The sequence below is a fragment of the Propionivibrio sp. genome (assembly GCF_049316945.1).
Classification (GTDB): domain Bacteria; phylum Pseudomonadota; class Gammaproteobacteria; order Burkholderiales; family Rhodocyclaceae; genus Propionivibrio.
Map to the genome: position 1 here is coordinate 1 of NZ_JBMOJE010000077.1, position 25,473 is coordinate 25,473.

Consider the following 25,473-nt stretch of genomic DNA (forward strand, 5'->3'; position numbering starts at 1 on the left):
GGTGGCTCCATTAAGCCGCGATTCAAATGGCTCCATAGGGGCGCGAGATAACAAGGCTGCCAATGACTTGGAGCGCCTGACGGATTTTCTGCTGGAGGCTTATTCTGAAGGCGCTGTTCAAACCATCGACTTGATTCTCGATGCCCTGTCGGTTGTGGAACGGCATCCGCGCATGGGCCGGCCTTTGCCACAGGGTTTGCGCGAACTGGCCATTTCCCGCGGCCAATCCGGGTATCTGGCGCTTTACAGCTACGACGAGGGCGCCAATATGGCACTGATTCTGGCAATACGCCATCAACGCGAGCAGGATTTTCACTGAGCACGTCATTTTCTGTCACGTAAGCGATGGGGCCAGACTCCATCGACTGGTTCTGGAAATCGCTGGTGAATTTTCTGCGCGAAGACGGATGCAGACGCTGAAATCCGGGGTCAGAACACGGTTTCTGTTTTCGTAGGCAAAACCATTTTCTGCCCCTAAAATTACTCGCTCCTCACACCAAGGCCATTACCCTGCAGGCCTCATGAATAGGCAATCTGCGCTACATGTGCCTGAAGAGTGCCGTATTCATTGGCTCTGCAGAGAAGGACAATACAGGGACAAGAAAGACTGACAATAGGTGACAGACCAAGGTTTTCAGTTTCTTCGGCCATAAAAACCGGTGTCCCCTGTTGTTAACTGGTATCCAGTACCCGTTTCCAAGTATTATTTGGTTATGGATAAAACCAAAGTTTTCTGTAGCGATTGCGTGGAAGCATGCGTTGTCCCGAATGACAAAACTCAACTTGCCTGTAGCGCAGGCTTGGAGTATCGGGCCGTCGATCACCCGGCTACGTGCTCGTACTACGCGCCGGTGCTTCCTGCGCCGGGCAGCGGCTTATTGAGTTGATGCACCTGCCGTACAAGGGACATCACCGTGTCATGCCCGGTTGATCCTCATCTCACTGCAACCAGGCGGGTCTCGCGCCATGCAACTGCCCGGATGCTTAACGGGGTTTTCCATTTCTCCCTAAACCCCAATTTCGAGGGCTGGGCGCTAATAGCCTTTCTCGATGACTGCTTGGTGGCAGGTTACGAAAAAATGAGAGATTTTATAACATGAATATGCAAGTTAATCGGAGTAACAGCAATTCCTTTTTTTTATTGCTTATCCGGTTGGGGTTAGCAGGGGCCGCAATTTTTTCGATCTTCACGCTCAGCTTTATTAAGATGCTGATAGCGCTTATTGTCCTTGGCCTCATCTTGTTTCTCAGTGAGAGTTTTTATCTGCTACTTGTTAGAATTGAAAGGGCCAAAAAGAAAAATGAAGAAGGGAAGGAAAAGAAGGAAGTTTTCGTAACGGCTCAGCGGGAGTCATCGAAAAAATACTTTGAAATTCGTAGTTATAATGATGCCGCCAAGGATAAGAGGCCGATGTAAGGCGGTTATGTGCCAAGGCCTCCGCACTCGCCCATCGAATCAATAGGGGTCAAACCAAATCGGGGTCAGACCACGAATATGCGGCCAATCCACTGATTCCCGGAGTAAGTACTTTTCCCGATCCCCGCATCCCCCATTTGAGGCATTCGCAGCAGCGCCCTACCCGTTGCCCAACATCCCCGCCAAACAAGCCAGTTCCCCCAGCCAGTGGGTCCCGGTCTTCTTGAACACCGTTCGTAACTTCGTCCGCACCGTATCGAGCTTTACACCGCGGGCTGAGGCGATGGCTGCCAGGTTTTCACCTTGAGCCAGAAGGACAGTCAGTTCGGCTTCGGCGTGGGTCAGGCCGTAGAGGTGCTCCTGGCGGCTGAGGATGCCGAGGGCGAGGTGGTGCATGGCCGACAGGCGCAGGAGCGCGAGGTTTGGCTTGCCGACGACCGGGGTGGCGGAGGCGAAACAGGTATCAGGTATCGTCGCTGGTGGCGATCAGCAGTTGTAGGGTGTGCAAATCTCATTTGCGCACGAGTATCGGTCGTGAAATGGTGTGCGCGGGGACTGCCGGAGGACGGCGTGCGCAAATTGAAATTTGCACACCCTGCAATGCGGATGACGAGCCGCCTCGCAACGCCCGTCAAATGGCGATCTACAACGCGCATGGCCTGAGACCCGCATGAACATTGCCTCCCACGCCATGATGTTCCAGGATGCCCGTCCTGATTGCCTTGCCGGCCAGTGACCGCTAATCGCTCAGAAATGCCTTGTAGCAGGCCTGGCCGCCAATAGCGAGAGAGCCAGGGTTGCGCCGACAGCCGCAACGTTTGAAACCTTTCACGCTGACGGCTGGTCATGACCTGTGTGCAGCGGTTTCTCCGCTGATTGAAAGGAATCGCCGTGCTTCGAACCTTCCTCCTGCTCGTTGTTCTGCTTGCCACCCCGTTCAGCATTCTGGCCCAGACACCGGAAAACCTTCCGACCTCACCGGCTTACAAGGGTGAAATCCGGCGCGGCGCGGATGGCAAGTTGATGGTTCTGGATAGCCAGGAGGCGCTCAGATCCCTATCCGATGGTGCGGTAAAGCCGGCAACGATGCTGGTCGGCAGCCAGGAAAAGATCACCACGATCAGCGAAGCGGCAAAGCGCGCCCGGGATGGGGAGATCATCGAAATCCGGCCCGGCGATTATCGCGGGCAGCCGGCAGTGTGGACGCAAGACAACCTGGTGATTCGCGGCGCAGGAACACGGCCGGTGATGATCGCCGATGGGAAGAGTGCCGAAGGCAAGGCGATCTGGGTGGTCCGGGGTGGCAAGGTGCGGATAGAGAACATCGAGTTCCGTGGGTCGCGCGTACCTTCCGGCAATGGCGCCGGTATCCGTTTCGAGGGTGGCCATCTCGTCGTTCATCGTTGCGCTTTTTTCGACAACGAGATGGGTATGCTTACCGCCAACAGCCCTGAAATGACGCTGGAGGTTAGCGATAGCGTATTTGGCTCGGCACCGCGCCATGAGGGACAACTGCACCATCTGCTCTATGTCGGCGCCATCGGGCGCTTCGTGCTTTCGGGAAGCCGCTTCGAGCAGGGCTATCTCGGGCACCTGGTCAAATCGCGCGCCCGCGAGAACGATGTACGTTACAACCTGCTGGTCGATGGGGAGGAAGGGCGCGCATCCTACGAACTGGAATTTCCCAACGGGGGTATTGCCTATGTGATCGGCAATGTGATCGGACAAAGTGCCGGAACGGACAATCCGGTGCTGGTTTCCTATGGGGCCGAAGGGCCACGCTGGCCGGACAATGCACTCTTCCTGGCCCATAACACCCTGCTCAACGACTTTCATGCCGGAACTTTTCTTAAGGTGTGGACGGAGAAATTTCCCGGCAGCATCGAGACCTGGGTGATCAACAACCTGACGGTTGGCTATGGCGACCTGTTTGCGCCAGCTCAGGGCAGATTCGAGGGCAACCAGTTGGCCCAGCGCCGCGATCTGCTTTATCTCGGCGGGCTGGCGCTGCGCCTGAACAGCGGTTCTCCGCTGCGTGGATCGGTCCGGATTCCTGGCCAGGCGCGGGGCGTGGATCTGTTGCCGACGGCAGAGTTTACTTTCCCCGCCGGTAGCCGCTCAATTAACCCGAGCAATTCTCTGGCGCCTGGGGCACTTCAGTAGCCCGGGAAACCTGAGCCACGAACCTTCGCTTTACGCGCCAGTTGGACAGGGTAAATTTGTTCTAACCATCCGTCTTCATCCCGGGCTTGACCCGAAATCAGACCGAAGGGAATGTGCCCCGTAGGAAATACCCTTGGGGTACAGAGCCAGTTCGTTTATCAAACTGGTCGTTTAACATCTTGATCAGATGGACGAATCTGGATTCCGGGTCAAGCCCGGAATGACGGTAAATTAATGGGTTAGCGGTAGAACAAATTTACCGTGAGTTGGATGCGGGAGGTTTCTTCGCTGGGCCGATTCCGCTAAACTGCACCGGCTCCGGATTTTACGGAGTGTGCAGGCAAGAAAAATCCAACAAACCAACTCAGCGAAAGACCGGAAGATGGCACAGACAGCATCGACATTCGACTATTACCGCGGCAATTTCGGCAAGGACGCGATGGCTTCGGTGGTTGTCTTTCTGGTGGCCTTGCCACTTTGCATGGGGATTTCCATCGCCTCCGGGGTGCCGCCCACCGCCGGGCTGATTACCGGAATCGTCGGCGGCATCGTCGTCGGCTTGCTGGCCGGTTCGCCATTGCAGGTGAGCGGCCCGGCCGCCGGCCTGACCGTGCTGGTGTGGCAGATCGTGCAGCAATACGGCCTGCCGATGATGGGCGTGATCGTGCTGCTGGCCGGGCTGATGCAACTGGCGGCCGGCCTGCTGAAGCTGGGGCAGTGGTTCCGCGCGGTTTCGCCAGCGGTCATTCACGGCATGCTGGCCGGCATCGGAGTGCTGATTTTCACCTCGCAGTTTCATGTGATGCTCGACGGCAATCCGATCGGCAAGGGCGTCGATAACCTGCTCGGCATTCCCGGCGCCCTGTCGCAGGCTTTTTCTGCTGGCGGTACGCCATTGCAGGCCTTCGGCATCGGTGCGCTGACCATTGCCGTGATCGCCCTGTGGACGAGTTTCGCGCCGAAGAAACTCAAGGTGCTGCCAGCACCGCTGGTGGCCATCGTCATCGCCGTCGCTACGGCGGCCTTCATGCATCTGAAGATCAAGTACATCCCGGATTTGCTCAAGAACCCGGACGACATCAACAACATCTGGTCGGTCATCCAGTATCCGACACTGGAAAATCTCAAAAACATATTCGACAGCGGGGTGCTGATCGCCGCCGCTTCAGTGGCCTTCATCGCCAGCGCCGAAACGCTGCTGTGCGCCAGCGCGGTCGATCAGATGCACCAGGGACCGCGCACCAGATACGACAAGGAACTCGTCGCGCAAGGCGCCGGCAACACCCTCTGCGGTCTGCTCGGCGTGTTGCCGCTGACCGGCGTGATCGTGCGTTCGAGCGCCAACGTCGATGCTGGCGGACAAACGCGCAGCTCGGCCATCCTGCACGGCGTCTGGCTGCTTGTGTTCGCGGCAGTGCTGCCGTTCACGCTGGCCTACATTCCGGTGGCCAGCCTGGCCGGGTTGCTGGTATTTACCGGCTACAAGCTGGCCTATCCGAAGATCGTTCCGAAACTGCTGCAATTCGGCAAGACCGAGGCAGCAATCTACTTCTCCACGATCATCGTCATCGTCTCCACCGATCTGCTCAAGGGCGTGCTGTTTGGTTTGTTGCTGTCGCTGCTCAAACTGCTGTACGTGTTCTCCCATCTCGAAATCCGCTGGGATGAAGATTTCATCAGCAATCGCCTGAACCTCTATCTGAAGGGCTCGGCGACGCTGATTCGCCTGCCCTTGCTCGCCGCCGAACTGGAGAGTGTGCGGCCGGGGGCTGAATTGCACATCCATTTCGAGGATCTGGACTATATCGACCACGCCTGCCTCGATCTGCTCACCAACTGGGAAAAGCAGCACGAGGCCAGCGGTGGCAGCCTGGTCATCGAATGGGAAGAGTTGTCGATGCGCTACCATCAGCGCCGGACGGGAGCGCAGAAGCCAACGGCGTGATTCGTGGCAGCGAATTCATGATGGGCCAGCGGCCCCTATTTTCGGAGTAGCACCTATGGCTTCCTTGCAGGAGCAGTTTTTGAAAGTCGGTCTGGTCGACAAGAACAAGGCCAAAGTGGCCAACCAGGACAAGAACAAGCAGAAAAAGGTCGAGCGCCGGACCGGCACGCAGACTGTCGATGAAGTGCGCCTGGCCGCACTCGAAACGCAACGCAAGAATGCCGAGCGGGCCCGCGAACTGAATGCCCAGCGCGATGCGGCCGCCACCCAAAAGGCGATCGTGGCGCAAATCGCCCAGATGGTGCAGAAGAATCGCCAGAGCAAGGGCGCTGGAGACATCGCCTACAATTTCACCCACGACAAGAAGATCGAACGGCTGTATGTTTCGGCCGCGGTCCAGGCGCATTTGATGGCCGGGCGCCTGGTGATCGTCTGTCAGGGCGGCGCCACCGAATTGGTGCCCAGAATTATCGCCGACAAGATCGCCGAGCGCGATGCCTCGCTCGTCGTGCGGGTGAACAAGACCAGCACCGAGATTGATGCGGACGATCCGTATGCCGCCTTCCAGATCCCGGACGACTTGATGTGGTAGCTCGGGTGCCTGCCTGAAGCGGACCGGGCAGTGCGGCCTCAGAGGCTGTGAATTAATTGGCACACCCACTAAGACCGTCATTCCGGCGAAGGCCGGAATCTGACCGAAGGAAATGCAGAGCCAGTGCGAACCTCTGATATTCATGAAAACAATCAGATAGACGAACTGGACCCCGGCCTTCGCCGGGGTGACGAGCGAGGAGATTAGGCTGAAATGAATTTTTCACAGGCTCTCAGCAAACAATGCCTCTTTGCGGAATGATCACCGTTTGCGTCAGCGAGGTAGCGTAATTGCCTGACGACTACTCGATCTTCGCTTTCAGCGATTTTTTCGGATAGACATCAAAGCGGCTGGAGTTGCCTTCCAGCGCATAACCGGGTTTCTCGCCGGCAATGGCCAGCGCCTTGCGCGGTCGTTTGACAACCACCCGGTGCGTGGCCAGCGCCAGTGCGGCGGCCAGCAAGGCCGGCGCGTCGTCGTCGTCACCGGCCAGCGGACGAAACAGGCGCATTTCCTTTTTCACCAGCGGACTCTTGTCACGGTGCGGGAACATCGGATCGAGGTAAACGACCTGTGGCGCTTCGCCGTCCCAATGACCCATCAATTCGATGGCGTCACCGCAGAGCAGACGCATCCGGGCCACTATCGGCCCCACCTCGTCATCCGCCAGCGCCCGCCGCAAGCCGTCTTCAAGCAGGGCGGCAATCAGCGGCTGGCGTTCGATCATGGTCACTGCACAACCAAGCCTGGCCAGCACGAAAGCATCGCGCCCCAGCCCGGCAGTGGCATCCACCAGCAGCGGACGAATCCCTGGCTGTATGCCGACCGCCTTGGCGATCATCTGCCCGTTGCCGCCACCAAATAACCGCCGGTGCGCTACCACCCCTTCGACAAAGTCCACCCGGATCGGCCCCGGTGCCTGTGGTCCGAGTTCGACGAACTGGAGTCCTTTACTACCCAACTGCAAGGCAAACTCTGCCTCACCAGCCAAGGGCAAATGCAAACGCTCTGCCCATGCGGTGGCGGCTTGGGCAAACTCGGGTTCGAGCGATTCCATACGGACTGTGATTTTCGGCGCTGCATCGCTCATCGGAAAGTGCCCAGCGGGGTCAGAGGCTGTGAATTAATTGGCACAAGCATCCAAAACCGTCATTCCGGCGAAGGCCGGAATCCAGTGCGTACATCTGATATTCATGAAATCAATCAGATAGACGAACTGGACCCCGGCCTTCGCCGGGGTGACGAGTGGAGATTAGGCTGAAATGAATTTTTCACAGGCTCTCAGTCAATGCGATTAGATCGCGCCGCGCCGGGTAAGCGTTTCCTGCACTCGCGAACGTTCGCGGCGTCCGGCATAGAGGCTCTTCCAGATCCGTTTTTCGAGTTCGGCAAACTCGCCAGTACATTGTTCAGGCGGGAAGTTCACGGCCATGACCTTGCCGATGAGGAATTTTGGTGATTCGCCAACGAATTCGATCATGTCATTGGCCAGTGTGTCATCGGTCGTGAAGGCGGCGATGCATCGCGCCAGATGAATCGCCTGATCGGCCTGCCCGATCTTGAGGGAAGGTACGATTTCGGCGCTGGCGGCAGTAACCGGGTCGGTCGATAGCCGCATCGCGTCGATGATGAATTGGCTGATGCGCTGTGTTTCGGTCATTTTCTCGGTGCTGTCTTCCATATTATTTTCCTGTAGATGTTGTGCGTTCGAGCGCCAGTTTACCGGGCTATAGGGCCGCTGTCTGCGTGATCGGCTTTTGCCGGCGAAGATCAGATCGTTTCGGTCGGCTGTTTTTCAAACCAGTCGGTGAGAAAACTCATCATCGCCTGAACCTTGGCCGACAGATGCCGGCGCGTCGGATAGACAACATGGATCGGCAAGCGCTTGGCTCCCCAGTCCGGCAGCAGGCGCACCAACTGGCCGCGCTCGATCAACGGCAGCAGGATGAAACACGGGGCATACACGATGCCACTGCCGGCCGCTGCCATCTCGGCGAGCAGCATGCCGTTGTTGGCCTTGATCGAACCAGAGATGCGCACACTGAGCGGGTCGCCATGACTGTCTTCGAGTTCCCAGTTGTTACCGGTCGCCGAAAAAGCGTAGGTGAAACACGCATGCCGTGTCAGGTCATCCGGCGTCAGCGGCGTTCCCGCCCGTTCCAGGTAAGCCGGCGCGGCGGCGATCAGCAGCGCGGTTTCGCCGATACGGCGGGCCACGACATTTTCACTGCCCACGCGCCCGACCCGGATGGCCAGATCGAGGCCCTCTTCGGTGAAATCGGCGACGCTATCGGAGAGCACGATATCGAGAGTGATCTCAGGATAGGCTTGAGAAAACGCGGCAAAGGCCGGCGCCAGGCGCAGTACCGAGAGCGCAATCGGGGCCGTCAGCCGCAGGCGGCCGCGTGGATGGCGCGCTTCGCCAGCGACGCTGGCTTCGGTCTCATCCAGATCGGCAAGCAATTGCGTACAGCGCTCAAAGTAGGCAAAACCGGCGTCGGTCGGGCTCATCCGCCGCGTGGTGCGGTTGAGCAGGCGCACGTTGAGATGAGCCTCCAGTTGCGCCACATGGCGTGACACGGCGGAAGTGGAGATGCCGATCTGATCTGCGGCGGCGGCAAAGCCACCGGCCTCGATCACCGAGCAGAAAACACGCATGGCTTCAAATCTGTCCAATTGATTATCCCGATTTATGCAACACAGAATCAATTATAGGGCTGTTTATTCTTTTCTTCGGGACGCCTAAAGTGCCACTCAACGCGGGATCACTGGCTCGCGTCATACAAACCACCTAACGGTCATGGCTTTGATAGGCACCCCAATTAATGTGAAAGCCCTGCCCGTTCCCCTCACCCCCGACCCCTCTCCCAGAGGGCGAGGGGAGATTCGAGAGTCGCTGGCGCGACTTTCACGCAAAAGGAGCTGCAAAATGAAACTTTACTTCGCCCCCGGAACCTGCTCGTTCTCGCCCCATATCGCCCTGCGCGAAGCCGGTATCGACGTCGAGCTGGTTCGCGTCGATATCAGGAAAAAGAACCTCGTTGCCGATGGCGGCGATTTCCTGGCAATCAACCCCAAAGGCTACGTTCCCGTTCTTGAACTCGACAACGGCGTTCGCCTGACCGAAGGCCCGGCCATTGTTCAATACATCGCCGATCTGAAGCCCGAATCCGGCCTTGCACCCAAGCCTGGGACACTGCAGCGTTACCAGTTGCAGGAATGGCTGGGGTTCATCAATTCGGAACTGCACAAAGGTTTTAGCCCGCTCTTCAACCCGGCCACCCCGGACGAATACAAGACCATGGCCCTGAGTAACCTGGCCAATCGCCTGGGCTATGTTGCCGACCATCTGGCAACGCATGACTATCTGCTGGGTGAGCGCTTCACCGTAGCCGATGGCTACCTGTTCACCGTCCTTGGCTGGGGCCAGTGGGTCGGCATCGACATCAAGCAGTGGCCGGCACTCGCTGCCTTCCAGGAGCGCGTGAGCAACCGCCCTAGCGTACGCGACGCACTGGCGGCAGAAGCCGCGAAAAGCTGATTCATCCGCAGATTTTCCGCCGGGGGCGGCAACGACGGTCGCCTCCAGACAACTGGCATTTCACATGAACCTATAAAAAAGCAAATCGTCCACGAAAAACACCAAAAGCACGAAAAGAATCAAGGAAATAAAAAGGCTGATGATCGCTACTCAAAGTGAGTGAATAGAGAAAATATTTCAAGCTATTGATTTTGTTCGTGTCTTTCGTGATTTTCGTGGATAGACTGAGGTTTTCAGGATGAACGCAAAACAACCGATTCTCTTTCTCTCGCATGGCTCGCCGATGACGGCGCTGGGGGGTGACGAACTGACGCAGGTCTGGTCGGGGATTTCCGCACAGCTAAGCAAACCAGCCGCGATTCTCATGATCTCGGCGCACTGGAATACACGCTTGCCCATTCTTGGCGGCAGCGCACAGCCGGAGACGATTCACGACTTTGGCGGCTTTCCCGACGCGCTTTATGAACTGCGCTATCCGGCGCCCGGCGCACCGGCGCTGGCGCAACGCCTCAAGAAACAACTGACCAGCGCCGGCATTGCAACCGGTATCGACGCCAGCCGCGGTCTCGATCACGGCGCCTGGGTGCCACTGCGCAAGTTGTTCCCGGCGGCCGATGTTCCGGTAGTGCAACTCTCCGTTCAGCCTGACAGTTGCGCGCGGCACCATTTCGCCCTCGGTGCCGCACTGGCGCCGCTGGCCGATGAAAACATCCTGATCATCGCCTCCGGGCACCTGACCCACAATCTCGGGGAATACCTGCGCGGCAAACCACGCGCCGAAGAAACACGCGCCTTCCGCGACTGGGTACACACGCACCTGATGACCGGCGACAGCGAAACCCTGCTCGACTGGCAACATGCGGCGCCCCACGCCGCTTTCGCGCACCCGACCGTCGAGCACTTCCTGCCACTGTTCGTCGCGCTTGGCGCGGCAGGGCCGAAGCACACGAGCGAATGGCTCGGGGGCGGCTGGGTGGCCGACGCGCTGGCCGCAGACAATTACCGGTTCATCCAGGCAAAATAGCTAAGCCACGTCCACATATCGCGTTCCTCCAGGAGCGACTGACCCAGGGCACGGTAAATTTGTTCTAACCATCCACCGTCATTCCGGACTTGACCCGGAATCTGACCGAAGGGAATGCAGAGCCAGTTCGTTTATCAAGCTGGTCGTTTAACATCTTGATCAGATGGATGAATCTGGATTCCGGGTCAAGCCCGGAATGACGGTAAATCAATGAGTTAGCGGTAGAAGAAATTTACCCTGGACCTAGGGTTCATCGTCGGCCAGAAGTCAGCTGGCCAACCATGGCGCGAATCGCCGAAAGCTGGACGCCCTTGTTGTTGGCGAAGTTTTCGTCGGTGTAGCCCCACCAGTCCCAGCAGCCGTTGGGATTCTTGCCGGGGATGGAAACGGCCTGCGGGTAGAGGACGACGATGTTATTGCTCTCGGCCCAGCGGTCGTAGCCGGCATTACGCACGAAGGTGGTGCCGTAATACAGCTCACCGCGTTGCAGGGGCCACAGTGGAAGATAATTTTGCCCCTGCCGGCAACCATGCAGGGCGACATGCAGGCGGCAGGCTTCGCCCTTGGCGCAGGACTCGGGGATGTAGGCCCAGCCGCTGCTGTCGATACCGGTGGACCACGAGAAACGGTTCTTCGGCAGATAGGGTTTCTGGTCGAACTGCATGAAGCGGCCAGCGGGCTTGCCCGGCGGTGGCGTCTTGAGCGGCCCATAGATCCAGCTCAGAACCTCCTTCGCGGCGTCGTACCCGCACTTGCCCATGTAGGGCGATTCGGAGACGCCGCAGTCCTTGCCGTAATCGACGGTCGGCATGGTGTGCGCGGCGTTGCTCAGGCGTACAGGGGAAATGTTTACCGCCGGCACGGCCAGCCGCAGGTAGTAGTCGGACAGTTGCTCGGCGATCGGCGTCGGCACCGTCTGGTCCTTGTCGCCCGCGAGGATGAAAACGCGCTGGCGGGCCAGGTTGACGGGGTCGTCAATCAGCCCTTTGGCGGCAAACTCCCGGGTATGGCTGACCAGCTCCGGCACATCGGTACTGCTGCGCGAAACGCCACACAGATAATGGATAGGATCGAGGGTGCAAGAACACTGCGTGGTCGCCCGCAAGGCGCCACCCTGGCTGCAGTAATACGGGCCGCCGGCGATGATGCCCGCGCCCTTGACGATCGACGAATAGGCCACCTGGAACTGCACCGACATGAAGGCCCCGGAAGAGAGGCCGGAAACCGAGGTTTCGCGAATGTCGATATTCAGCGGCGGGAGTGGTTCCGGCTTACCGGCCTGGGCGGCAGCCAAGGTGGCACTGTAGCAGGCCAGCAGCAGGAACAGGCGTATCAGGTGGCGAACCGAATGGGACATGCTTGCGCTCCATTTAAAAAACGAAAACCGCTTGGGTCCGGAATTTTCGCAAACCAGCATTCGTTTAGAGTCACTGACTGCAAGCCAATGAATACGGGCTTCTCCAGCCTGCCTGCCATGAAATGGCGTATTCATGCGGTCTCCACGCCATGCAGGCCGTAAATCGCCTATTGACGCGCCTTGCAGCCTTGCCTGGTGAATTCTCACTGCCATTTCCAGTCAAGCAATTTTTCGATTTTAACCTGATACGCTGATGTCGAAAAATACCGGATTTCATACGTTCCAAATACTGCCTTGCCGGTATTTTGAACAGGCCAGCCGCGCGACATACTTGGCTTCTGGATCGACTTTACTGGAGGTTGAATGTCTATCGGTGAAATCTGCAATCGTGAGGTCATTGTTGCCGAGGCCAACTGCAGCATTCTTGAAGCGTCTCGCCTGATGCGGCAACACCATGTCGGAGCGCTGGTTATCGTCGACTCCGACGACGGGGTGAACCGGCCGGTCGGGGTCATCACCGATCGCGACCTGGTGGTGGAAGTAATGGCCGCGCACCTCGATCCCGAAATTGTCCTGGTTGGCGAGGCGGTGATCGAACCGCTGTACAGCTTGCGCGAGACGGAAGGTGTCTTTGAAACCATGCATCTGATGCGCGAGCATGGCGTTCGACGCCTGCCGGTGGTCGACGAAAACGGCGGCCTGCAGGGCATTGTCACCATTGACGATCTGATCTCCATCCTGGCAGAGGAAATGAACGAGCTTTCCCGACTGATCGTCCACGAGCAGATGACCGAATTCAAGAAACGAAAATAGGCCGAGACGGGTAACGCTGCGGGGTGATTAGCCATCGGGATTGGCGGCAAGCCCCTGATGAAAAGCGATGGTAACAGCGACTTTCCGCTTCTATGAAGAGTTGAACGATTTCCTGCCGCCCGAATGGCGTCGGCAGGAGTTCTCGGCGCCTTGCGCGCGAGCCGCGACGACGAAACACATGATCGAGGCGCTCGGCGTGCCGCACACCGAAGTCGAGTTGATTCTGGTCAACGGCGAGTCAGTCGGTCTCGACCATCTGCTCAAGGACGGTGACCGCGTCAGCATCTACCCGCGCTTCGAGGCTTTCGACATCACGCCCTTGATGCGCGTGCGCGAACGGCCGTTGCGCGTCACCCGATTCATCGCCGACGCCCATCTGGGCGGGCTGGCCCGCCTGCTGCGCATGGCCGGATTCGACACCCTTTACCGCAACGACTATCAGGACCGAGAGATTGCGCAAATCGCCGGTCAGCAAGGGCGCATCGTGCTGACGCGCGACCGCGATCTGCTCAAGCACCGTGCCGTCACCCATGGCTGCTACGTTCATGCCATCAAACCGGCACAGCAGCTCAGCGAAATCATGCAGCGCCTCGATCTGGCACGCAGCATGCAGCCCTTCACCCTTTGCCTGCAGTGCAATGCCCCCTTGCACAGCATCGCCAAAGAGGATGTGCTCGAACGACTGCCGCCCTCCGTTCGGACAAACCACACGCGCTTTACCACCTGCCATCTCTGCCAGCGCATCTTCTGGCCGGGGACGCACTGGGAGCGGATGCGTGAACTGGTGGACGCCTCGGTGCAACCCGTCGGGAGTGCATAGCGAACTGAGCCCGGCCGCCGCGAACCGGCAAGCATGGCCAACCCGAATTGTGTGGCTGACTCATTTGCGGCGACAATGCCGCTTCGCCCATATCAGCCATTTCAAATTCTCCGAGCCAACATCGTTTCCGTGAAACTCCGCCCCCTGTGTTTCCCCATTTTCGCCGGTGCCATGCTTGTGCTGCTCACCGCCTGTGCGCCGGTGCCGCCGCGCACCGGGGCGCCGTCCCAATGGGTTCCCTCGCCCAATTTCGACGCGCGCCGCCCGAATCTGGTGGTCATTCACCACACCGGCAGCGACGCCATGGCCCGCGCCGTGCGCACGCTGACCACGCCGGAGCGCAAGGTCAGCGCGCATTACGTGATCGGTCGCGACGGCACCGTCCTGCAACTGGTCGACGAAAATTCGCGTGCCTGGCATGCCGGAAAATCCTGGTGGGGCGGCCACACCGACATCAACTCGGCCTCGCTGGGCATCGAACTCGACAACAACGGCAGCGAGCCGTTTGCCGAAGCGCAGATCCAGGCCCTGCTGATTCTGCTGGACGACATCCGCCAACGCTACAGCATTCCCGTAGCCAACTACATCGGTCACGCCGACGTCGCGCCCTCGCGCAAGGACGACCCGAGCACGTTGTTCCCCTGGAAACGCCTCGCCGAGCAGGGTTTCGGCCTGTGGTGCGAGCCGCCCTACCCCACTGCAGCTAGCGGGTTCGACCTGTCCATCGCGCTCACTGCGCTTGGCTACGACCCAAGCGCGCCGGAGGCTTCACGGCGGGCTTTCCAGCGACACTTCATGCGCAACGGGGAAAACGCCACGTTCGCACTCCCGGAAGTCGAGGAAAATGCGCTGGCCTATTGCCTGTTGCAGAAGAAGGCCGCCGGGCAAGAGTGACGAAAGGGGCTGGCTATTTGCATTCCGAGGTTGGAAATCCCTAAATTCAGCCAAGAATATTGACCGTCACAAAATTCGAGCATGGTTGAAATCCAGGGGCAGATTGCTTCGATCGAGTTGGGTGCAGTGGTTGGGAATAGCTGCAATGCGCCAGCAACCATGCCTATGGAATCGATACGCCACTGACGGCAAACGACCCAAAACGACTGATGACACATAAGTGCCCTCTGGCAGCTTACTGAACAGAAAGCTGCCTCTCAGGCATTTCGATTGAGTGCCTCTTGGTCGACTGAGCTGCCGGTGGCGCTCTGGGCCAACTAAGTCAGCTTCGCGGCCCTTACCTGCCGCTAAGCCCAAAATCCTCCTGAACGACAGTTCTTCAACAAATGGAACCTGTCATAAATGAGTTTGTCGACAGCAAAGCAGGCGTCGAGAAGTCCTTATCAACTACATTTAAAGGGTCAATCATGAAAAAAATAAACAAGTATCTTTCTGCAATTTTCTTGGCCGTCATGCTGGTTACCGCCGTGGGTTGTGCATCCACTTCCAAGCAAGAGGGAACCGGCGAGTATGTCGACGACAGCGTCATTACCACCAAAGTGAAGGCAGCCATCCTCAATGAACCGAATCTCAAGTCAGCCGAAATCAACGTCGAGACCTTCAAGGGCGTGGTTCAACTCAGTGGTTTCGTGAGCTCACAGGCCTCAGCGAACAAGGCGGTCGAGGTGGCACGCGGCGTCGGCGGAGTGAAATCCGTCAAGAACGATATGCGTATAAAGTAACAAAAAACGATGTTTTTTCGCCAGCCACTTGCTGACCCTGGATCGGTCAGTGGCTCGCGGAGCGAGCCCTTCATAGGATGCGTCGGGGTGCGGATCAGCACCCTTGGGATGGCGTCAGGCGGCATGCCTTTTCCAGGGATTGCTTAACGTGTTGATCCGTACCCGGAAATCGGTGTCCTGGGTGCCTTGGCTTTCCTTAATCCGGGCACCTTGGCTGCTGAGCCTTTTGCTGGTTCTGCTGCTGACGGGCTGTGCCTCGGCTCCGCCCTGGGTGAAGCCGGCACCGGATTATGCGGCAGCGCCTCATGCCGAAGGCCCATTCGTCTCGGTAGAGCAGGAACTGCGAGCCAAAAACGGCACCGATTATTCCGGCTTCAATCTCCTTGAGCGCAGCGACCGCGCCTTGCTCTGGCGCCTGACGCTGATTGATTCGGCAAGACACAGCATCGACTTGCAGTATTACGTCTGGTTTGGCGACACGCTGGGCCGGCTGATGATGGACCGCGTCATCAAGGCGGCTGATCGCGGCGTCAAGGTACGCATCCTGTTCGACGACCTGAGCACGATGCTGCACGACATGACCCATGTCGAGATGCGCGACAGCCTGCTTTACCGGATCGATCGCCACCCGAACATCCAGATCCGCGTCTTCAACCCATGGGAAGATCGTTCACTTTTCGGGCGGGTTGTCGGCATGGCGAGCGACTTCAAGCGGCTGAACCGGCGCATGCACAACAAGCAGATGATCGTGGATAACCGGGCGGCGATCATCGGCGGGCGCAATCTGGGCGATGAATACTTCGGCCTCAATCCTGAATTCAATTTCCATGATCTCGACGTGCTCGGTATTGGCCCGGTAGCCCGGCAGGCCAGCCAGGTCTTCGACCGCTACTGGAACAGTGAATGGGTGCGGGCCATTCCCAAGCTGGCGGCGGAGGGTGAGGTCCCTCCGGAAGACGAGTTCAGCGCCGCCGCCATCCGGAGCATGATGGCGAATCCCAGCCTGCAAGCCATCGAAGCAGGCCGTACCGACTGGGCGGCGCAGATCGCCGGATTGCCCGGGCTGCTGGCTGCCGGGCGCAGCGAGGTACATACGGATTCCCCGTCGCGCAGCGCCGAAACCCAAAATCACATGCCCGATGCCATTCGTGCCCTGATGCGCTCGGCAAAGATCGAACTCCTTATCACCAACGCCTACATCATCCCGGATGCGAACTTCATGACCGACCTGCACGACCTGGGCGAGCGCGGCGTCAAGGTGCGTATCCTGACCAACTCGCTGGCCTCGCATGATGTGCCGGCAGTGAATAGCCACTACGAGAAATGGCGCGAGCCCATCCTGGCGACCGGGGCGCAGCTCTACGAACTGCGTTCGGATGCAGAGATGCGCGGGGAACTGGCGGAAATCCCCCCCTTGCGCGGCGAATTCGTCGGTCTGCACACCAAGGCCATGGTCATTGATCGCCAGCGCAGCTTCATTGGCTCGATGAACCTCGATCCGCGCTCCGAGATCCTCAATTCCGAGATGGGTGTCATTGTCGACAGCCCGCCGCTGGCCGAAAAGCTGGCCGAACGCATGCTGCGCGATATGGACGGGGCCAACAGTTGGCAGGTTATTCGCACCGATGAAGGTGAACTTCGCTGGCGAAGCCGTGCCGGGGAATTGAGCCGTCAGCCGGCTCGCAGTTTCTTGCAGCGTGTCGAGAATGTCATCTTCAAGTTCTTCCCGGTTGACCTTTACTGAGCGAATGCCTGCATCATGAAACCTGCCTTCAATGCCTTTCTCGTCTGCTTGCTGGTTGCGGCGTTGCTCGCCGGTTGTGCCGGCGTGACGCCCTTGCCGGCGCCGGATGCCGAGCCCGGCGGACGCTACGTGCCCCTGACGACGCCGATCATTGCCCTCGGCGATACGCAGGAGCATCTATCGACAGGCTTTCCCTTGCACGACAATGACAGTGCCGTAGACGCCTATGTCGAGGTGGCCCAGCGCCCGCCGGAACAGGCGCTGTTCGGACGCCGCCTGATGGAATGGGCTTTACACAGCCATCCGGACGAACCCTTCATCCATCTTGGCGATGTCATGGATCTCTCTTGCCGGATCGAAGCGGAACGGATGACCAGGATCTTTCGTGCCGCGCCACACGTGGGAGCGATCCTGCCCGGCAACCATGATGGCCTGATGTTCGGCATCTATGCCTACGGCCTGCTTGACCGGGAGGCACTGGACAAGCCAGCCCCTGAAGTTAGCCGCTGGAACAAGGCTTGCCGGCGTGGCGCAGGTGAGCTCGATACCAAGCACAAGTCGGAAAACGAGGCTTTCTCGAAACGCGAGTTCATCGCCCTCTATATTTCCGAGCACAGCAAGGGCCGGCCGGAAAAGCCGGGCCTGGTAGCGCCGCCCCCTACGGGCAGGCATTCGGTTAGTTGGCGCAGCCCCGATCCCGAGGCTTTCCTGTCCGGCATCGAAGCGGAACTGCTGGACGGCAAGATTTACGCGGATTCATACATTGCGCAGCGCCTCAAACTGCCACGCGCGCCGGGCGCCACGCGCGACACGATCATCATCGGACTGGATACGAACCAGGCAGGACTGCTGGTTGATGTCTGGGATACCTTGACGGGCCATAGCCCCGGTGATCTCGGGCACGTTCACAGCGACCAGATCGCGGCCGTGGGCAAATGGGTGGACGAGGCGGTTGAGCATGGCGACATTGTGATTTTCGCCGGCCATCACAACTGGCGTTCGATCAGCCTGACGTCGCGGGGGCGCTTGCGCAACCTGATGTCCCGCGTTGCGCACCCACTGGTCTATCTGTCGGCGCACACCCATACCGGCTTCTGGGCTGCCCATCGGGCGCTGGCCAACCAGCCGCTACTGGAGTTGAACGTCAGTTCGCTGTCGGACTGGCCGCTAGCCTATCGACGGATCAGCTTTGCCTACGACGAGACGGCAAAGCGCATCCAGGTGCGCGGCGAGTTGATGCCGAAAGGCGTCAAGCCGACGACAACGGATGCTGATTTGTTGGAAGCCTGGGATGCCCAGACCTGCCAGAAATCAGGGGTACCGGTTGCCCGGATAAAGCAGGAGGACATGGCGCTGGTCAAATTACAACGTGATTCCCGCGGCACCCTGCTGGAGTGGCTGGTTTCCTGGCTGGAGCCGGTTTGCCAGAGCTGCGAGGCGCCGCTGTACAAGCACGCGCTGACCTATCAGGATGAACTGTTGCAGACACTGTTGCAGGTCGATCAGGATCTCGGCCGCAAGGCGCATCGATTGCATGAGTTGAAGCTGCCGAAATGGTGCGCCGGCCAGGATTTCGTCGCTTGCGCCAAGGGCCTGATCGCGGAGCAGCCGGCCGACTTCAAGGCGAGCACCGATCTGTTCCGGCGCAAGGCGGCGCTGGTGTTCCTGCTCAACGAGCACCTTGACGACCTGAACTCGCCGGAAGCCAAGGCCTACATGACCTGTCGCGCAGTGCAGGGTGCCAAGATCGACTTCGACCTGACCAACGACGAGCGCAAAACCCATCGCAATGAAACCCAGCGCAGTAGCGACCGCTTCTTCCTGATCGAAGCCAGCGTGGGAATGGATTGAGCTTGGGTTCCACCCTGCGTGAAGTTACCGTCATCGCATTGGCGGCAATGGTATTGGGCCAGACCGCCGGCTGCGCCAGAACCAACCGCTACGATGGCCTCAAGGCCCTGCCGCTCGAAGAGATCATCCCGGTCGTTGAACGGCAGGGCAACCATCAAGCCCCGCATATCGGAATTGCCTTTGGCGGCGGCGGTGTGCGCGGCTTCGTGCACCTTGGCATCTTGCGCGCCTTTGAAGAGGCTGGAATTCGTGCTCAGGTGGTTGCCGGCACTTCGGTTGGCGCACTTGCCGCCACCCTCTACGCCAGCGGCTTGAGCGCTGGCGAAATCGAGTCACTGGCCAAATCGGCAAGCCGCTACGAGTTGCTCGATCTCGTCGTCAGTCGCGAGGGCGTCATCAACGGCCAAGCCTACGCGGCCTGGATCCGTGCCGTGACCGGCAACCGGACCATGCGCGAACTGCCGGTGCCGCTGGGTATCGCGGTTTCCGACCTCGGCGCGGGCAAGGCACTGCTGGTCATCGACGGCGACCCGGGCGAGGCGGTCCAGGCATCGGCAACGGTGCCGGGCATGGTGATACCGGTGCAATCCAATGGCCGCACCTATGTCGATGGCGGCGTGCTGACCATCGTCCCGGTCCGTTTCACCAGGGCCATGGGGGCGGACGTGGTCATCGCCATCGACATCTATTGCGGCAAGCACCCTGCACCACGCGGCAATGCACTCGACACGCTGCTCAAGACCTTCCGGCTGCAAAGCTGCCTGCTCAGCGATGCCGAGATAGCCGAGGCCGACATTCTGATCCGGCCGGCATTCGAGCCGGATAACCCGGTCAGCTTCGCCCAGCGTGATGAAGCCATCATGGCTGGCTACGTGGCCGCAGTTGCCGCGATCCCGGCACTCAAGGCGAAGATCGCGGCCTGGCAAGCCAGTCCGGAGTGATCCGGGGAATCGGCTGCCGTTGCGTCATCCGGCAATATCGGCGTGTTTTGGCCGTCGACCGCAATATTCCAGGATTAGCTCTTCTTCACCAACCGGAAAACGAACAGGATCAGCATTGCGCCAATGATGGAGCCGATCCAGCCCACTGGCCCACTCATGCCTAGCCCTCGGGCAGCGAAATTGCCGACAAAGGAGCCGGCAATGCCAAGAAGACTGGTGATGATCAGCCCACCCGGATCGCGGCCGGGCATGAGAAATTTTGCGATGACGCCGACAATCAGGCCGACGATAAGCGTAACGATGAGATCCATTTTTTTCTCCGGTTTGAGCGGCGGCCTGCCGCGAAAGGGCTTACTTCGCGGCTTCCTTGAGATCCTTGGCGGCAGCCTTGGCACCGTCACGAATGTCCTCGGCAGCGTCCTTCAACTTCTCGTTGGGGCGGCGATCAAGGGTGTCATTCACTTTGTCCTTGATTTGTTCGGAGGTGGAAAGCGGCTTTTGTTCGCAAGCGGCTATTGCGAAAACAAGCGGCAGGGCGATTAACAAGTGGGATATTTTCATCAGTGTGCTCCGTTGGTTGAAAGTCGTCAGGAAGATGAATCTTGCGCTACTGCTACTTATTGGATCATCGAAAATGCCGGTTCGCGCTCGCTTCGTACGAACTGAACAAGCGCGATGAGTGCCAGCAACTGAATGACGGCAGTGAGGGCAATCGTTAATGTGTTTATCGCCGGGGAAAGGTAGTCTTTGCTGAGAAACACCGAGATGTCCCATATTCCGTGGGCGATCATTGCCGGAACAATCCATGCGAACCGCCGCCGAAACAGGTAGAGCACGAAGCCGGTCAGTGCAGCGAGTAGTAGCTGTGCGATTCCGATCAGACCGGTACCAAGAAAGATATTCGGTATGTGCAGCAATCCGAAAGCGATGGTCGTCCACAGCACAGCCCTTCCTTCGCTGCGGCCGTTTGTTCGAACTCCACGCAGAAACACGCCGCGTAGCGCCATCTCCTCGGCGAATCCGACCCCGATACCGACGGCGATAACGACCAGCAGCAAGTCGGCAGGAACCTCGCCCCATTTGATGAACACCAGACGCAACAAGATGGTTCCGACGAACAAGTACATCAATGTGGCGTGCAGCCGATTGGTGGGCAGACGAACCGGATCTCGCCATACTACGTTCCAGCGTGACAGAACCAGGAACGTAATCAGGAGAAGGCTGCCTGCGACAAGCGGGATCAGCGCCGAGTGAATTGCATTGTTGGCGTTGGCAAACCACTCGCCGTAGTCAATCCCGCTCGCCTGTGCGATTCCATAGAAGACGGCGATGTAAGTGATCAGGCATAAGGTGCCAATCGCAACGCTTGGAGAGAATCGCCACGCTGGAGGGGGGGCAATAGCTACGTTGGGTTCGTTCATATTCCGTTACTCAACTTGGCGAGATGCACCGGTTTCCTGAAGGCGCATCGAGGTCAAGGACGAGCAGAAACATCGCCCGCAATGCCGGTCTGACCTGACGACCGGGCGACGTTCTGCGAACCACCTTAGAGGTCTTCGAACTTGTCTACGCGCGGCTCGTTGGTGACTTCGCACCGCTTGTAGCCCGACTTGTACTTGAGATTGACGCTGAACACGCCTTTGCCCAGATCGTTAAACCCCTCGACGTGGCCCTTCTCGCCCTTCATGAACATGTCGCAGGCTTCAATGGCCTTGGCAGACGGGCCGGAGATTTTCGGCTTTCCGGACGGCTTCGCTTCACCGCGCGTCATTGCGATGAATTCACCGTTCTTGGCATAGGTGCAGGTGAACGGGTCTTTACCATCATAGGTGCCGGCGATGGAGTAGCTTCCATCCTTTGCCTTGACCAGCTTGCCGGTCTTGATGTAAACCGGCTTGGTATTGAAGTCACTGGCCGCCTGGCCGCGACAATAGGCCGGCATGTTGCCCGGCGTGACCTTTTCGGCCAGGACGGGTGTGGAGACAATAGCAAGTGCAATCAGGGTGGCTGTAATTTTCATGCTTGTTTCCTTTTCTGTTGTGGGTGGTGAAGTTGATTCATTCGATTGCCAGGCCGACGAGCAAGCGAGCGTCAGTCGGCCCGGTATGCTCAGAGGCTGTGAATTAATTGGCACAAGCATCCAAAACCGTGGCCCGAGGCCAGGCTTCGCGCTCATTCCGGCGAAGGCCGGAATCCAGTGCGTACCTCTGATATTCATGAAATCAATCAGATAGACGAACTGGACCCCGGCCTTCGCCGGGGTGACGAGTGGTGAGATTAGGCTGAAATAAATTTTTCACAGGCTCTCAGAACTCCATCTTCTTGTCGAGCTTCAGTTGCCAGCCAGCCTCACCCGGCTTTAGCTTGTACTGGAGCTGCCGCGTCTTCCCGGTTGGCTGTTGGTCTTTGCCGCAGATCGGGAAACGGCGCATGAAAGTGCCTTCCACCGCTGCCATGTCGTCATTGCCGCAATAGCCTTTGTCGGCCCCCCTGGATTCGCTCAAGGTCGGCAGGTAGATCGCGCTCAACGACTTCTTCTTGTTGGCGCTGAACGCAACGAGGGACATGCGCTTCTCCGCTCCCGGTTCCAGCACGTAGATATAGATTTCCGGCGAACGATCGACATTGATGTCCGCCACTTCGGCTCCGGTGACGAGACCCGTAATATCCATCTCGATTGGCGAGTTGTCGGCCTGCAACCCGGCCGGAACGATGCGCACGGTATTCCCCGCCGCCTTGTTAGGACTCGTGACATGGAACGAAATGCCCTGCAGCTCTTCCTTTTTGTCAAAAGGCGCCGCGCTGGCAAGGCCGGCACCCATGACGAGCGCTGTGCCCGCAAGCAGATTGACGATGTTCTTTTTTTTCATACCTGGCTCCTTATCAACTGTTACCAGATGCGCACGCGCAGGGATTCATCGAGCCACATCGGATCACCCTTGCGGATGCTAAATGCGTCGTAGAACGTTGCCTCGTGCTGTGACGGTGCAAGCATGCGGTAGGCGCCGGGCGGATGCGGGTCGGTCGGGAGAATTTGCTTGAGCCAGCCTTCGTTGGACTTGTCGGCCCAGACCTGCGCCCAGGTCAGGAAGCAGCGTTGATCCTGCGAGAGGCCGTCGATGCGCTTGTTCTTCTCAGGGTGCTCTTTCAGATACTTCTTCAGTGCAGAATGGCCTAGCGAAACGCCGCCGACATCGGCAAGATTTTCACCGACGGCGAGTTTCCCGTTGATGTGCAAGCCAGGTAGTACCTCGACGGAATCAGCCTGGCCGACGAGTTTGTTGGTCTCGGCGATAAAGCGCTGGCTATCGACATCGGTCCACCAGTTGCTCAGATTGCCCTTTTCGTTGTAGAGACGCCCCTGGGAATCGAAGCCATGGGTGATTTCGTGGCCAATCACTGCCCCCAGCGCGCAATAGTTGCTCGCCGGGTCGGCTTTCGCGTCGAAGAACGGCACCTGCAGGAAAGCGGCGGTGATTTCGATGCCGTTGCGCCCCGGACTGTAGGCGGCGTTGACGACGGTAGGCAGGGTGGCGGAAGGTTCATTGAAGCCGTCCGGGACGACTGGCTTGCCGAGTTTGGCAAGGTTCCGGCGGGCGCTGAACTCGTTGCTGCGTATGGCGTTGCCAAGATAGTCATCGCGGCGGATATCGACGCCCGAGTAGTCGATCCAGTCTTGCGGATGACCGACAGTAATCTTGGCAGCGTCGAGTTTCTGAAGCGCAGCGGCACGCGTCTTCGGCTCCAGCCAGGTATTCTTTTCGATGCGCTCGCGGAATTCAGCGCGTATCCGTTGCACCAGTTCTTCCGCGTCCCGCTTGGTTTCAGGCGTGAAATGTTTTGCGACATAGACCTGGCCAATAGGGTGGCCCAACTTGCCTGGCAAGGCGGTCGCGACCATGCGCTTACGTGGCGGGAAGTCGATCTTGCCATACATGGCTTCGGAAAAAGCCTTGGACGGTCCGAGGAATTCTGGCGTCAGGAAGGGGATTGAGCGGCGCAGCAACTCCCATTCGAGGTAGGCCTTGGTGTCGGCCAACGGCAGTTCCTTCAGCATGGCGTTGCGCTCGCGCACGGCATTGGCGTGAACGACGACGACCTCGCTACCCGTCGGCAGGCCGAGGGTGCTGAAAAGCAGATCGACATCGATATTCGATAACATCTTCTTCAGGTCGGCATAACTCATGCGCACAAAGAGCTTGGCCGGGTCGCGCATTTCCAACGGGGTCAGCTTCTTGGCTGCCACCCGGGTATCCATGGCCAGCACCCTGGCAGCGACGGCAGCGGCGGCTTCCGGCGTGCTGCCAGCGATCACCAGTGAGTCGGTGATCAGCTTGAGCTGGGCATCGCGTATTGGCCGATTGCCCGGTTGCAAATAGTTGTCGAGACCCATCGGCAGATCGCCGTCTCCTACCACGACTATGTTGCGTGTCCGGTCTAATGGATCGGTGCTTACCTGTAGGCCGAGCAGCAAGGCGTCGTTGGTTAGAAGACTGAGCCTGGCCAGGGCTTCGGTCAGCGACTTTTTGTCCTTGATGGCGGCAATACGGTCGAACTCGGGCTGGAGTGGCTTCACGCCCAGTTCGGTAAGGCGTTTCTCATCCAGGCCTGCCGCGTAGAAGTCGCCGACTTGCTGCAATGGCGTGCCCTTTGGCGCGGACAGGCTGGCGCGCGAAGCTTCGTCAAACATGGCCTGCAACTGTAACTCGACCACTTTGTTCTGGATGGCGATACTGGATATGTTCAGCGAATCGGACGGAATCTTCGCCGCATCAAGCCAGCGTCCCGCTGCATAGCGCCGAAAATCCTTGCCCGGGTCGGCTGTCGTGTCCATTTTCTCGGGGGAGAAGCCAAGCGGGAAACCGAAATTCAGGGCTTGCGCATCGATCGCATCTGACGTTTCGGCATTGGCCGCTGACGGCTTGACGGCGTACTTACCGGCGTAGGCAGGAAGCCCGAGCATCGCGATGGCCGCAACAATCAGGGTATGGCGGGGAAGGAACTTGGACATGAGGTTTCCTTTGGGGAAGGCTTCTGGAACCAGAAGATGGAATTTGCAGAGTGGCTTAACGGGCGCGCAGGTGGCGCGTCTCGATCCAGCCGGCTGTGCCTTGTCCCGTGGTGGTACGGACGTGGCACCAGTTTCCTTCGCAGTTATCGACAGTCATCAAGCGGCCGTTGCCAACACGCCCCACAACACCGCCACGGCCAGGCCCATCGAGAAGCACAAGCGCATCGACGGCATCGCTGGCTGCTCCGCTAATCGTCACGATCTGGCCGGCGCCGAATGCGCCGCCACTGCGGTGGCCGCTTGAATTGTGACCACGGTCATCGTTGCCAGCCTGGCTGTTTCCCTCGGAAGCACAGCCGGCCAATGCGAGGGCAGTACAGGCAAAAAAAACTTTGTAATTCATGATGGAATTCTCCGTGACAGGTTTGCAGAAATCTGGTTCGTGTAAAAAGTGGATTCAAGCCGCTTGTTGACAGCGGCTTCACCAGAGGGTCAGACGGTCTTCGGGTTTCAGATAGAGCTTTTTGTGCGCGGCGCCGTGAAACTACCATGAATTCGGCAACTTGAAAGTGCCAGTG

At 58.7% G+C, this 25,473-nt stretch carries 26 protein-coding genes; 14 read left to right on the plus strand and 12 right to left on the minus strand.

Annotated elements, in window-relative coordinates; translation table 11 throughout:
- Positions 1–319: type II toxin-antitoxin system RelE/ParE family toxin (locus ACOYNV_RS16690; protein ID WP_422900925.1), on the plus strand; the 319-nt coding region annotated here is incomplete at its 5' end.
- A 777-nt stretch (positions 320–1,096) separates the two neighbouring features.
- On the plus strand, positions 1,097–1,417 hold the full coding sequence (locus ACOYNV_RS16695; RefSeq protein ID WP_422900926.1) for a hypothetical protein: 321 nt from the start codon (positions 1,097–1,099) through the stop codon (positions 1,415–1,417).
- A gap of 159 nt (positions 1,418–1,576) precedes the next feature.
- Here ACOYNV_RS16695 and ACOYNV_RS16700 read toward each other — a convergent pair whose 3' ends face one another.
- Positions 1,577–1,813, minus strand: a complete 237-nt coding sequence (locus tag ACOYNV_RS16700; protein WP_422900927.1) for a helix-turn-helix transcriptional regulator — start codon at positions 1,811–1,813, stop codon at positions 1,577–1,579.
- Positions 1,814–2,308: 495 nt separating this feature from the next.
- Here ACOYNV_RS16700 and ACOYNV_RS16705 point away from each other — a divergent pair, with 495 nt between their 5' ends.
- The 3 genes from ACOYNV_RS16705 to ACOYNV_RS16715 all read left to right on the plus strand — a co-directional run bounded on the left by ACOYNV_RS16705 (position 2,309) and on the right by ACOYNV_RS16715 (position 6,117).
- Positions 2,309–3,580, plus strand: coding sequence for a hypothetical protein (locus ACOYNV_RS16705; protein WP_422900928.1), 1,272 nt, complete (start codon positions 2,309–2,311; stop codon positions 3,578–3,580).
- A gap of 382 nt (positions 3,581–3,962) precedes the next feature.
- A complete protein-coding gene (locus tag ACOYNV_RS16710; RefSeq protein WP_422900929.1) occupies positions 3,963–5,525 on the plus strand; it encodes a SulP family inorganic anion transporter in 1,563 nt (520 codons plus the stop codon).
- Between the two features lie 55 nt (positions 5,526–5,580).
- A complete protein-coding gene (locus tag ACOYNV_RS16715) occupies positions 5,581–6,117 on the plus strand; it encodes a DUF2058 domain-containing protein (protein ID WP_422900930.1) in 537 nt (178 codons plus the stop codon).
- Between the two features lie 301 nt (positions 6,118–6,418).
- Here the strand turns inward: ACOYNV_RS16715 and ACOYNV_RS16720 are convergent, their stop codons facing one another.
- The 3 genes from ACOYNV_RS16720 to ACOYNV_RS16730 form a co-directional block, all read right to left on the minus strand.
- Entirely contained in the window at positions 6,419–7,174 is a 756-nt protein-coding gene (locus ACOYNV_RS16720) for a class I SAM-dependent methyltransferase (protein WP_422900950.1), read from the minus strand.
- 237 nt (positions 7,175–7,411) lie between these two features.
- Positions 7,412–7,798: a hypothetical protein gene (locus tag ACOYNV_RS16725; protein WP_422900931.1), complete on the minus strand. Its 387-nt coding sequence runs from the start codon at positions 7,796–7,798 to the stop codon at positions 7,412–7,414.
- An 89-nt stretch (positions 7,799–7,887) separates the two neighbouring features.
- Complete coding sequence (locus tag ACOYNV_RS16730; protein WP_422900932.1) at positions 7,888–8,793, minus strand: LysR family transcriptional regulator; 906 nt, start codon at positions 8,791–8,793, stop codon at positions 7,888–7,890.
- A gap of 253 nt (positions 8,794–9,046) precedes the next feature.
- Between ACOYNV_RS16730 and gstA the strand changes: the two genes are divergently transcribed.
- Both gstA and ACOYNV_RS16740 read left to right on the plus strand, forming a co-directional pair.
- Positions 9,047–9,658, plus strand: coding sequence for a glutathione transferase GstA (gstA, locus tag ACOYNV_RS16735; protein WP_422900933.1), 612 nt, complete (start codon positions 9,047–9,049; stop codon positions 9,656–9,658).
- Positions 9,659–9,896: 238 nt separating this feature from the next.
- Entirely contained in the window at positions 9,897–10,682 is a 786-nt protein-coding gene (locus ACOYNV_RS16740) for a DODA-type extradiol aromatic ring-opening family dioxygenase (RefSeq protein ID WP_422900934.1), read from the plus strand.
- A 250-nt stretch (positions 10,683–10,932) separates the two neighbouring features.
- On the opposite strand, the gene ACOYNV_RS16745 is transcribed toward ACOYNV_RS16740, so the two are convergent.
- On the minus strand, positions 10,933–12,039 hold the full coding sequence (locus ACOYNV_RS16745) for a poly(3-hydroxybutyrate) depolymerase (RefSeq protein ID WP_422900935.1): 1,107 nt from the start codon (positions 12,037–12,039) through the stop codon (positions 10,933–10,935).
- 363 nt (positions 12,040–12,402) lie between these two features.
- On the opposite strand from ACOYNV_RS16745, the gene ACOYNV_RS16750 reads away from it, so the two are divergent.
- The 7 genes from ACOYNV_RS16750 (at position 12,403) to ACOYNV_RS16780 (ending at position 19,884) form a co-directional block, all read left to right on the plus strand.
- Complete coding sequence (locus ACOYNV_RS16750) at positions 12,403–12,852, plus strand: CBS domain-containing protein (protein ID WP_422900936.1); 450 nt, start codon at positions 12,403–12,405, stop codon at positions 12,850–12,852.
- A 67-nt stretch (positions 12,853–12,919) separates the two neighbouring features.
- Complete coding sequence (locus ACOYNV_RS16755; protein ID WP_422900937.1) at positions 12,920–13,672, plus strand: Mut7-C RNAse domain-containing protein; 753 nt, start codon at positions 12,920–12,922, stop codon at positions 13,670–13,672.
- 129 nt (positions 13,673–13,801) lie between these two features.
- Positions 13,802–14,566, plus strand: a complete 765-nt coding sequence (locus tag ACOYNV_RS16760) for an N-acetylmuramoyl-L-alanine amidase (protein ID WP_422900938.1) — start codon at positions 13,802–13,804, stop codon at positions 14,564–14,566.
- A 467-nt stretch (positions 14,567–15,033) separates the two neighbouring features.
- Positions 15,034–15,348, plus strand: a complete 315-nt coding sequence (locus tag ACOYNV_RS16765; RefSeq protein ID WP_422900939.1) for a BON domain-containing protein — start codon at positions 15,034–15,036, stop codon at positions 15,346–15,348.
- Positions 15,349–15,496: 148 nt separating this feature from the next.
- Positions 15,497–17,092 (plus strand): phospholipase D family protein, encoded by a 1,596-nt coding sequence (locus tag ACOYNV_RS16770; RefSeq protein ID WP_422900940.1) that lies wholly within the window; start codon positions 15,497–15,499, stop codon positions 17,090–17,092.
- A gap of 15 nt (positions 17,093–17,107) precedes the next feature.
- Positions 17,108–18,943: a hypothetical protein gene (locus ACOYNV_RS16775; protein ID WP_422900941.1), complete on the plus strand. Its 1,836-nt coding sequence runs from the start codon at positions 17,108–17,110 to the stop codon at positions 18,941–18,943.
- 2 nt (positions 18,944–18,945) lie between these two features.
- Entirely contained in the window at positions 18,946–19,884 is a 939-nt protein-coding gene (locus tag ACOYNV_RS16780; RefSeq protein ID WP_422900942.1) for a patatin-like phospholipase family protein, read from the plus strand.
- Between the two features lie 74 nt (positions 19,885–19,958).
- Here ACOYNV_RS16780 and ACOYNV_RS16785 read toward each other — a convergent pair whose 3' ends face one another.
- The 7 genes from ACOYNV_RS16785 to ACOYNV_RS16815 all read right to left on the minus strand — a co-directional run bounded on the left by ACOYNV_RS16785 (position 19,959) and on the right by ACOYNV_RS16815 (position 25,298).
- A complete protein-coding gene (locus tag ACOYNV_RS16785; protein WP_422900943.1) occupies positions 19,959–20,195 on the minus strand; it encodes a GlsB/YeaQ/YmgE family stress response membrane protein in 237 nt (78 codons plus the stop codon).
- Between the two features lie 40 nt (positions 20,196–20,235).
- Complete coding sequence (locus tag ACOYNV_RS16790; protein WP_422900944.1) at positions 20,236–20,445, minus strand: hypothetical protein; 210 nt, start codon at positions 20,443–20,445, stop codon at positions 20,236–20,238.
- A 56-nt stretch (positions 20,446–20,501) separates the two neighbouring features.
- Positions 20,502–21,305, minus strand: a complete 804-nt coding sequence (locus tag ACOYNV_RS16795) for a lysostaphin resistance A-like protein (protein ID WP_422900945.1) — start codon at positions 21,303–21,305, stop codon at positions 20,502–20,504.
- Positions 21,306–21,430: 125 nt separating this feature from the next.
- Positions 21,431–21,904, minus strand: coding sequence for a YsaB family lipoprotein (locus ACOYNV_RS16800; RefSeq protein ID WP_422900946.1), 474 nt, complete (start codon positions 21,902–21,904; stop codon positions 21,431–21,433).
- 286 nt (positions 21,905–22,190) lie between these two features.
- Entirely contained in the window at positions 22,191–22,754 is a 564-nt protein-coding gene (locus tag ACOYNV_RS16805; RefSeq protein ID WP_422900947.1) for a hypothetical protein, read from the minus strand.
- 20 nt (positions 22,755–22,774) lie between these two features.
- Positions 22,775–24,895 carry a M13 family metallopeptidase gene (locus tag ACOYNV_RS16810; protein WP_422900948.1) on the minus strand — a complete coding sequence of 707 codons (2,121 nt, stop codon included), beginning with the start codon at positions 24,893–24,895 and terminating at the stop codon, positions 22,775–22,777.
- Positions 24,896–24,950: 55 nt separating this feature from the next.
- Positions 24,951–25,298, minus strand: coding sequence for an SH3 domain-containing protein (locus tag ACOYNV_RS16815; RefSeq protein ID WP_422900949.1), 348 nt, complete (start codon positions 25,296–25,298; stop codon positions 24,951–24,953).
- Positions 25,299–25,473 lie beyond the last annotated feature (175 nt).

What these genes read in the sequence shown, in the direction of transcription:
- ACOYNV_RS16765 (WP_422900939.1), top strand. Translation starts at nt 15,034, where the DNA reads ATGAAAAAAATAAACAAGTATCTTTCTGCAATTTTCTTGGCCGTCATG.
- ACOYNV_RS16800 (WP_422900946.1), bottom strand. Translation starts at nt 21,904, where the DNA reads ATGAAAATTACAGCCACCCTGATTGCACTTGCTATTGTCTCCACACCC.
- ACOYNV_RS16785 (WP_422900943.1), bottom strand. Translation starts at nt 20,195, where the DNA reads ATGGATCTCATCGTTACGCTTATCGTCGGCCTGATTGTCGGCGTCATC.
- ACOYNV_RS16740 (WP_422900934.1), top strand. Translation starts at nt 9,897, where the DNA reads ATGAACGCAAAACAACCGATTCTCTTTCTCTCGCATGGCTCGCCGATG.
- ACOYNV_RS16750 (WP_422900936.1), top strand. Translation starts at nt 12,403, where the DNA reads ATGTCTATCGGTGAAATCTGCAATCGTGAGGTCATTGTTGCCGAGGCC.
- ACOYNV_RS16725 (WP_422900931.1), bottom strand. Translation starts at nt 7,798, where the DNA reads ATGGAAGACAGCACCGAGAAAATGACCGAAACACAGCGCATCAGCCAA.
- ACOYNV_RS16815 (WP_422900949.1), bottom strand. Translation starts at nt 25,298, where the DNA reads ATGAATTACAAAGTTTTTTTTGCCTGTACTGCCCTCGCATTGGCCGGC.
- ACOYNV_RS16720 (WP_422900950.1), bottom strand. Translation starts at nt 7,174, where the DNA reads ATGGAATCGCTCGAACCCGAGTTTGCCCAAGCCGCCACCGCATGGGCA.
- ACOYNV_RS16810 (WP_422900948.1), bottom strand. Translation starts at nt 24,895, where the DNA reads ATGTCCAAGTTCCTTCCCCGCCATACCCTGATTGTTGCGGCCATCGCG.
- ACOYNV_RS16695 (WP_422900926.1), top strand. Translation starts at nt 1,097, where the DNA reads ATGAATATGCAAGTTAATCGGAGTAACAGCAATTCCTTTTTTTTATTG.
- ACOYNV_RS16745 (WP_422900935.1), bottom strand. Translation starts at nt 12,039, where the DNA reads ATGTCCCATTCGGTTCGCCACCTGATACGCCTGTTCCTGCTGCTGGCC.
- ACOYNV_RS16755 (WP_422900937.1), top strand. Translation starts at nt 12,920, where the DNA reads ATGGTAACAGCGACTTTCCGCTTCTATGAAGAGTTGAACGATTTCCTG.
- ACOYNV_RS16805 (WP_422900947.1), bottom strand. Translation starts at nt 22,754, where the DNA reads ATGAAAAAAAAGAACATCGTCAATCTGCTTGCGGGCACAGCGCTCGTC.
- ACOYNV_RS16700 (WP_422900927.1), bottom strand. Translation starts at nt 1,813, where the DNA reads ATGCACCACCTCGCCCTCGGCATCCTCAGCCGCCAGGAGCACCTCTAC.
- ACOYNV_RS16790 (WP_422900944.1), bottom strand. Translation starts at nt 20,445, where the DNA reads ATGAAAATATCCCACTTGTTAATCGCCCTGCCGCTTGTTTTCGCAATA.
- ACOYNV_RS16775 (WP_422900941.1), top strand. Translation starts at nt 17,108, where the DNA reads ATGAAACCTGCCTTCAATGCCTTTCTCGTCTGCTTGCTGGTTGCGGCG.
- ACOYNV_RS16710 (WP_422900929.1), top strand. Translation starts at nt 3,963, where the DNA reads ATGGCACAGACAGCATCGACATTCGACTATTACCGCGGCAATTTCGGC.
- ACOYNV_RS16795 (WP_422900945.1), bottom strand. Translation starts at nt 21,305, where the DNA reads ATGAACGAACCCAACGTAGCTATTGCCCCCCCTCCAGCGTGGCGATTC.
- gstA (WP_422900933.1), top strand. Translation starts at nt 9,047, where the DNA reads ATGAAACTTTACTTCGCCCCCGGAACCTGCTCGTTCTCGCCCCATATC.
- ACOYNV_RS16715 (WP_422900930.1), top strand. Translation starts at nt 5,581, where the DNA reads ATGGCTTCCTTGCAGGAGCAGTTTTTGAAAGTCGGTCTGGTCGACAAG.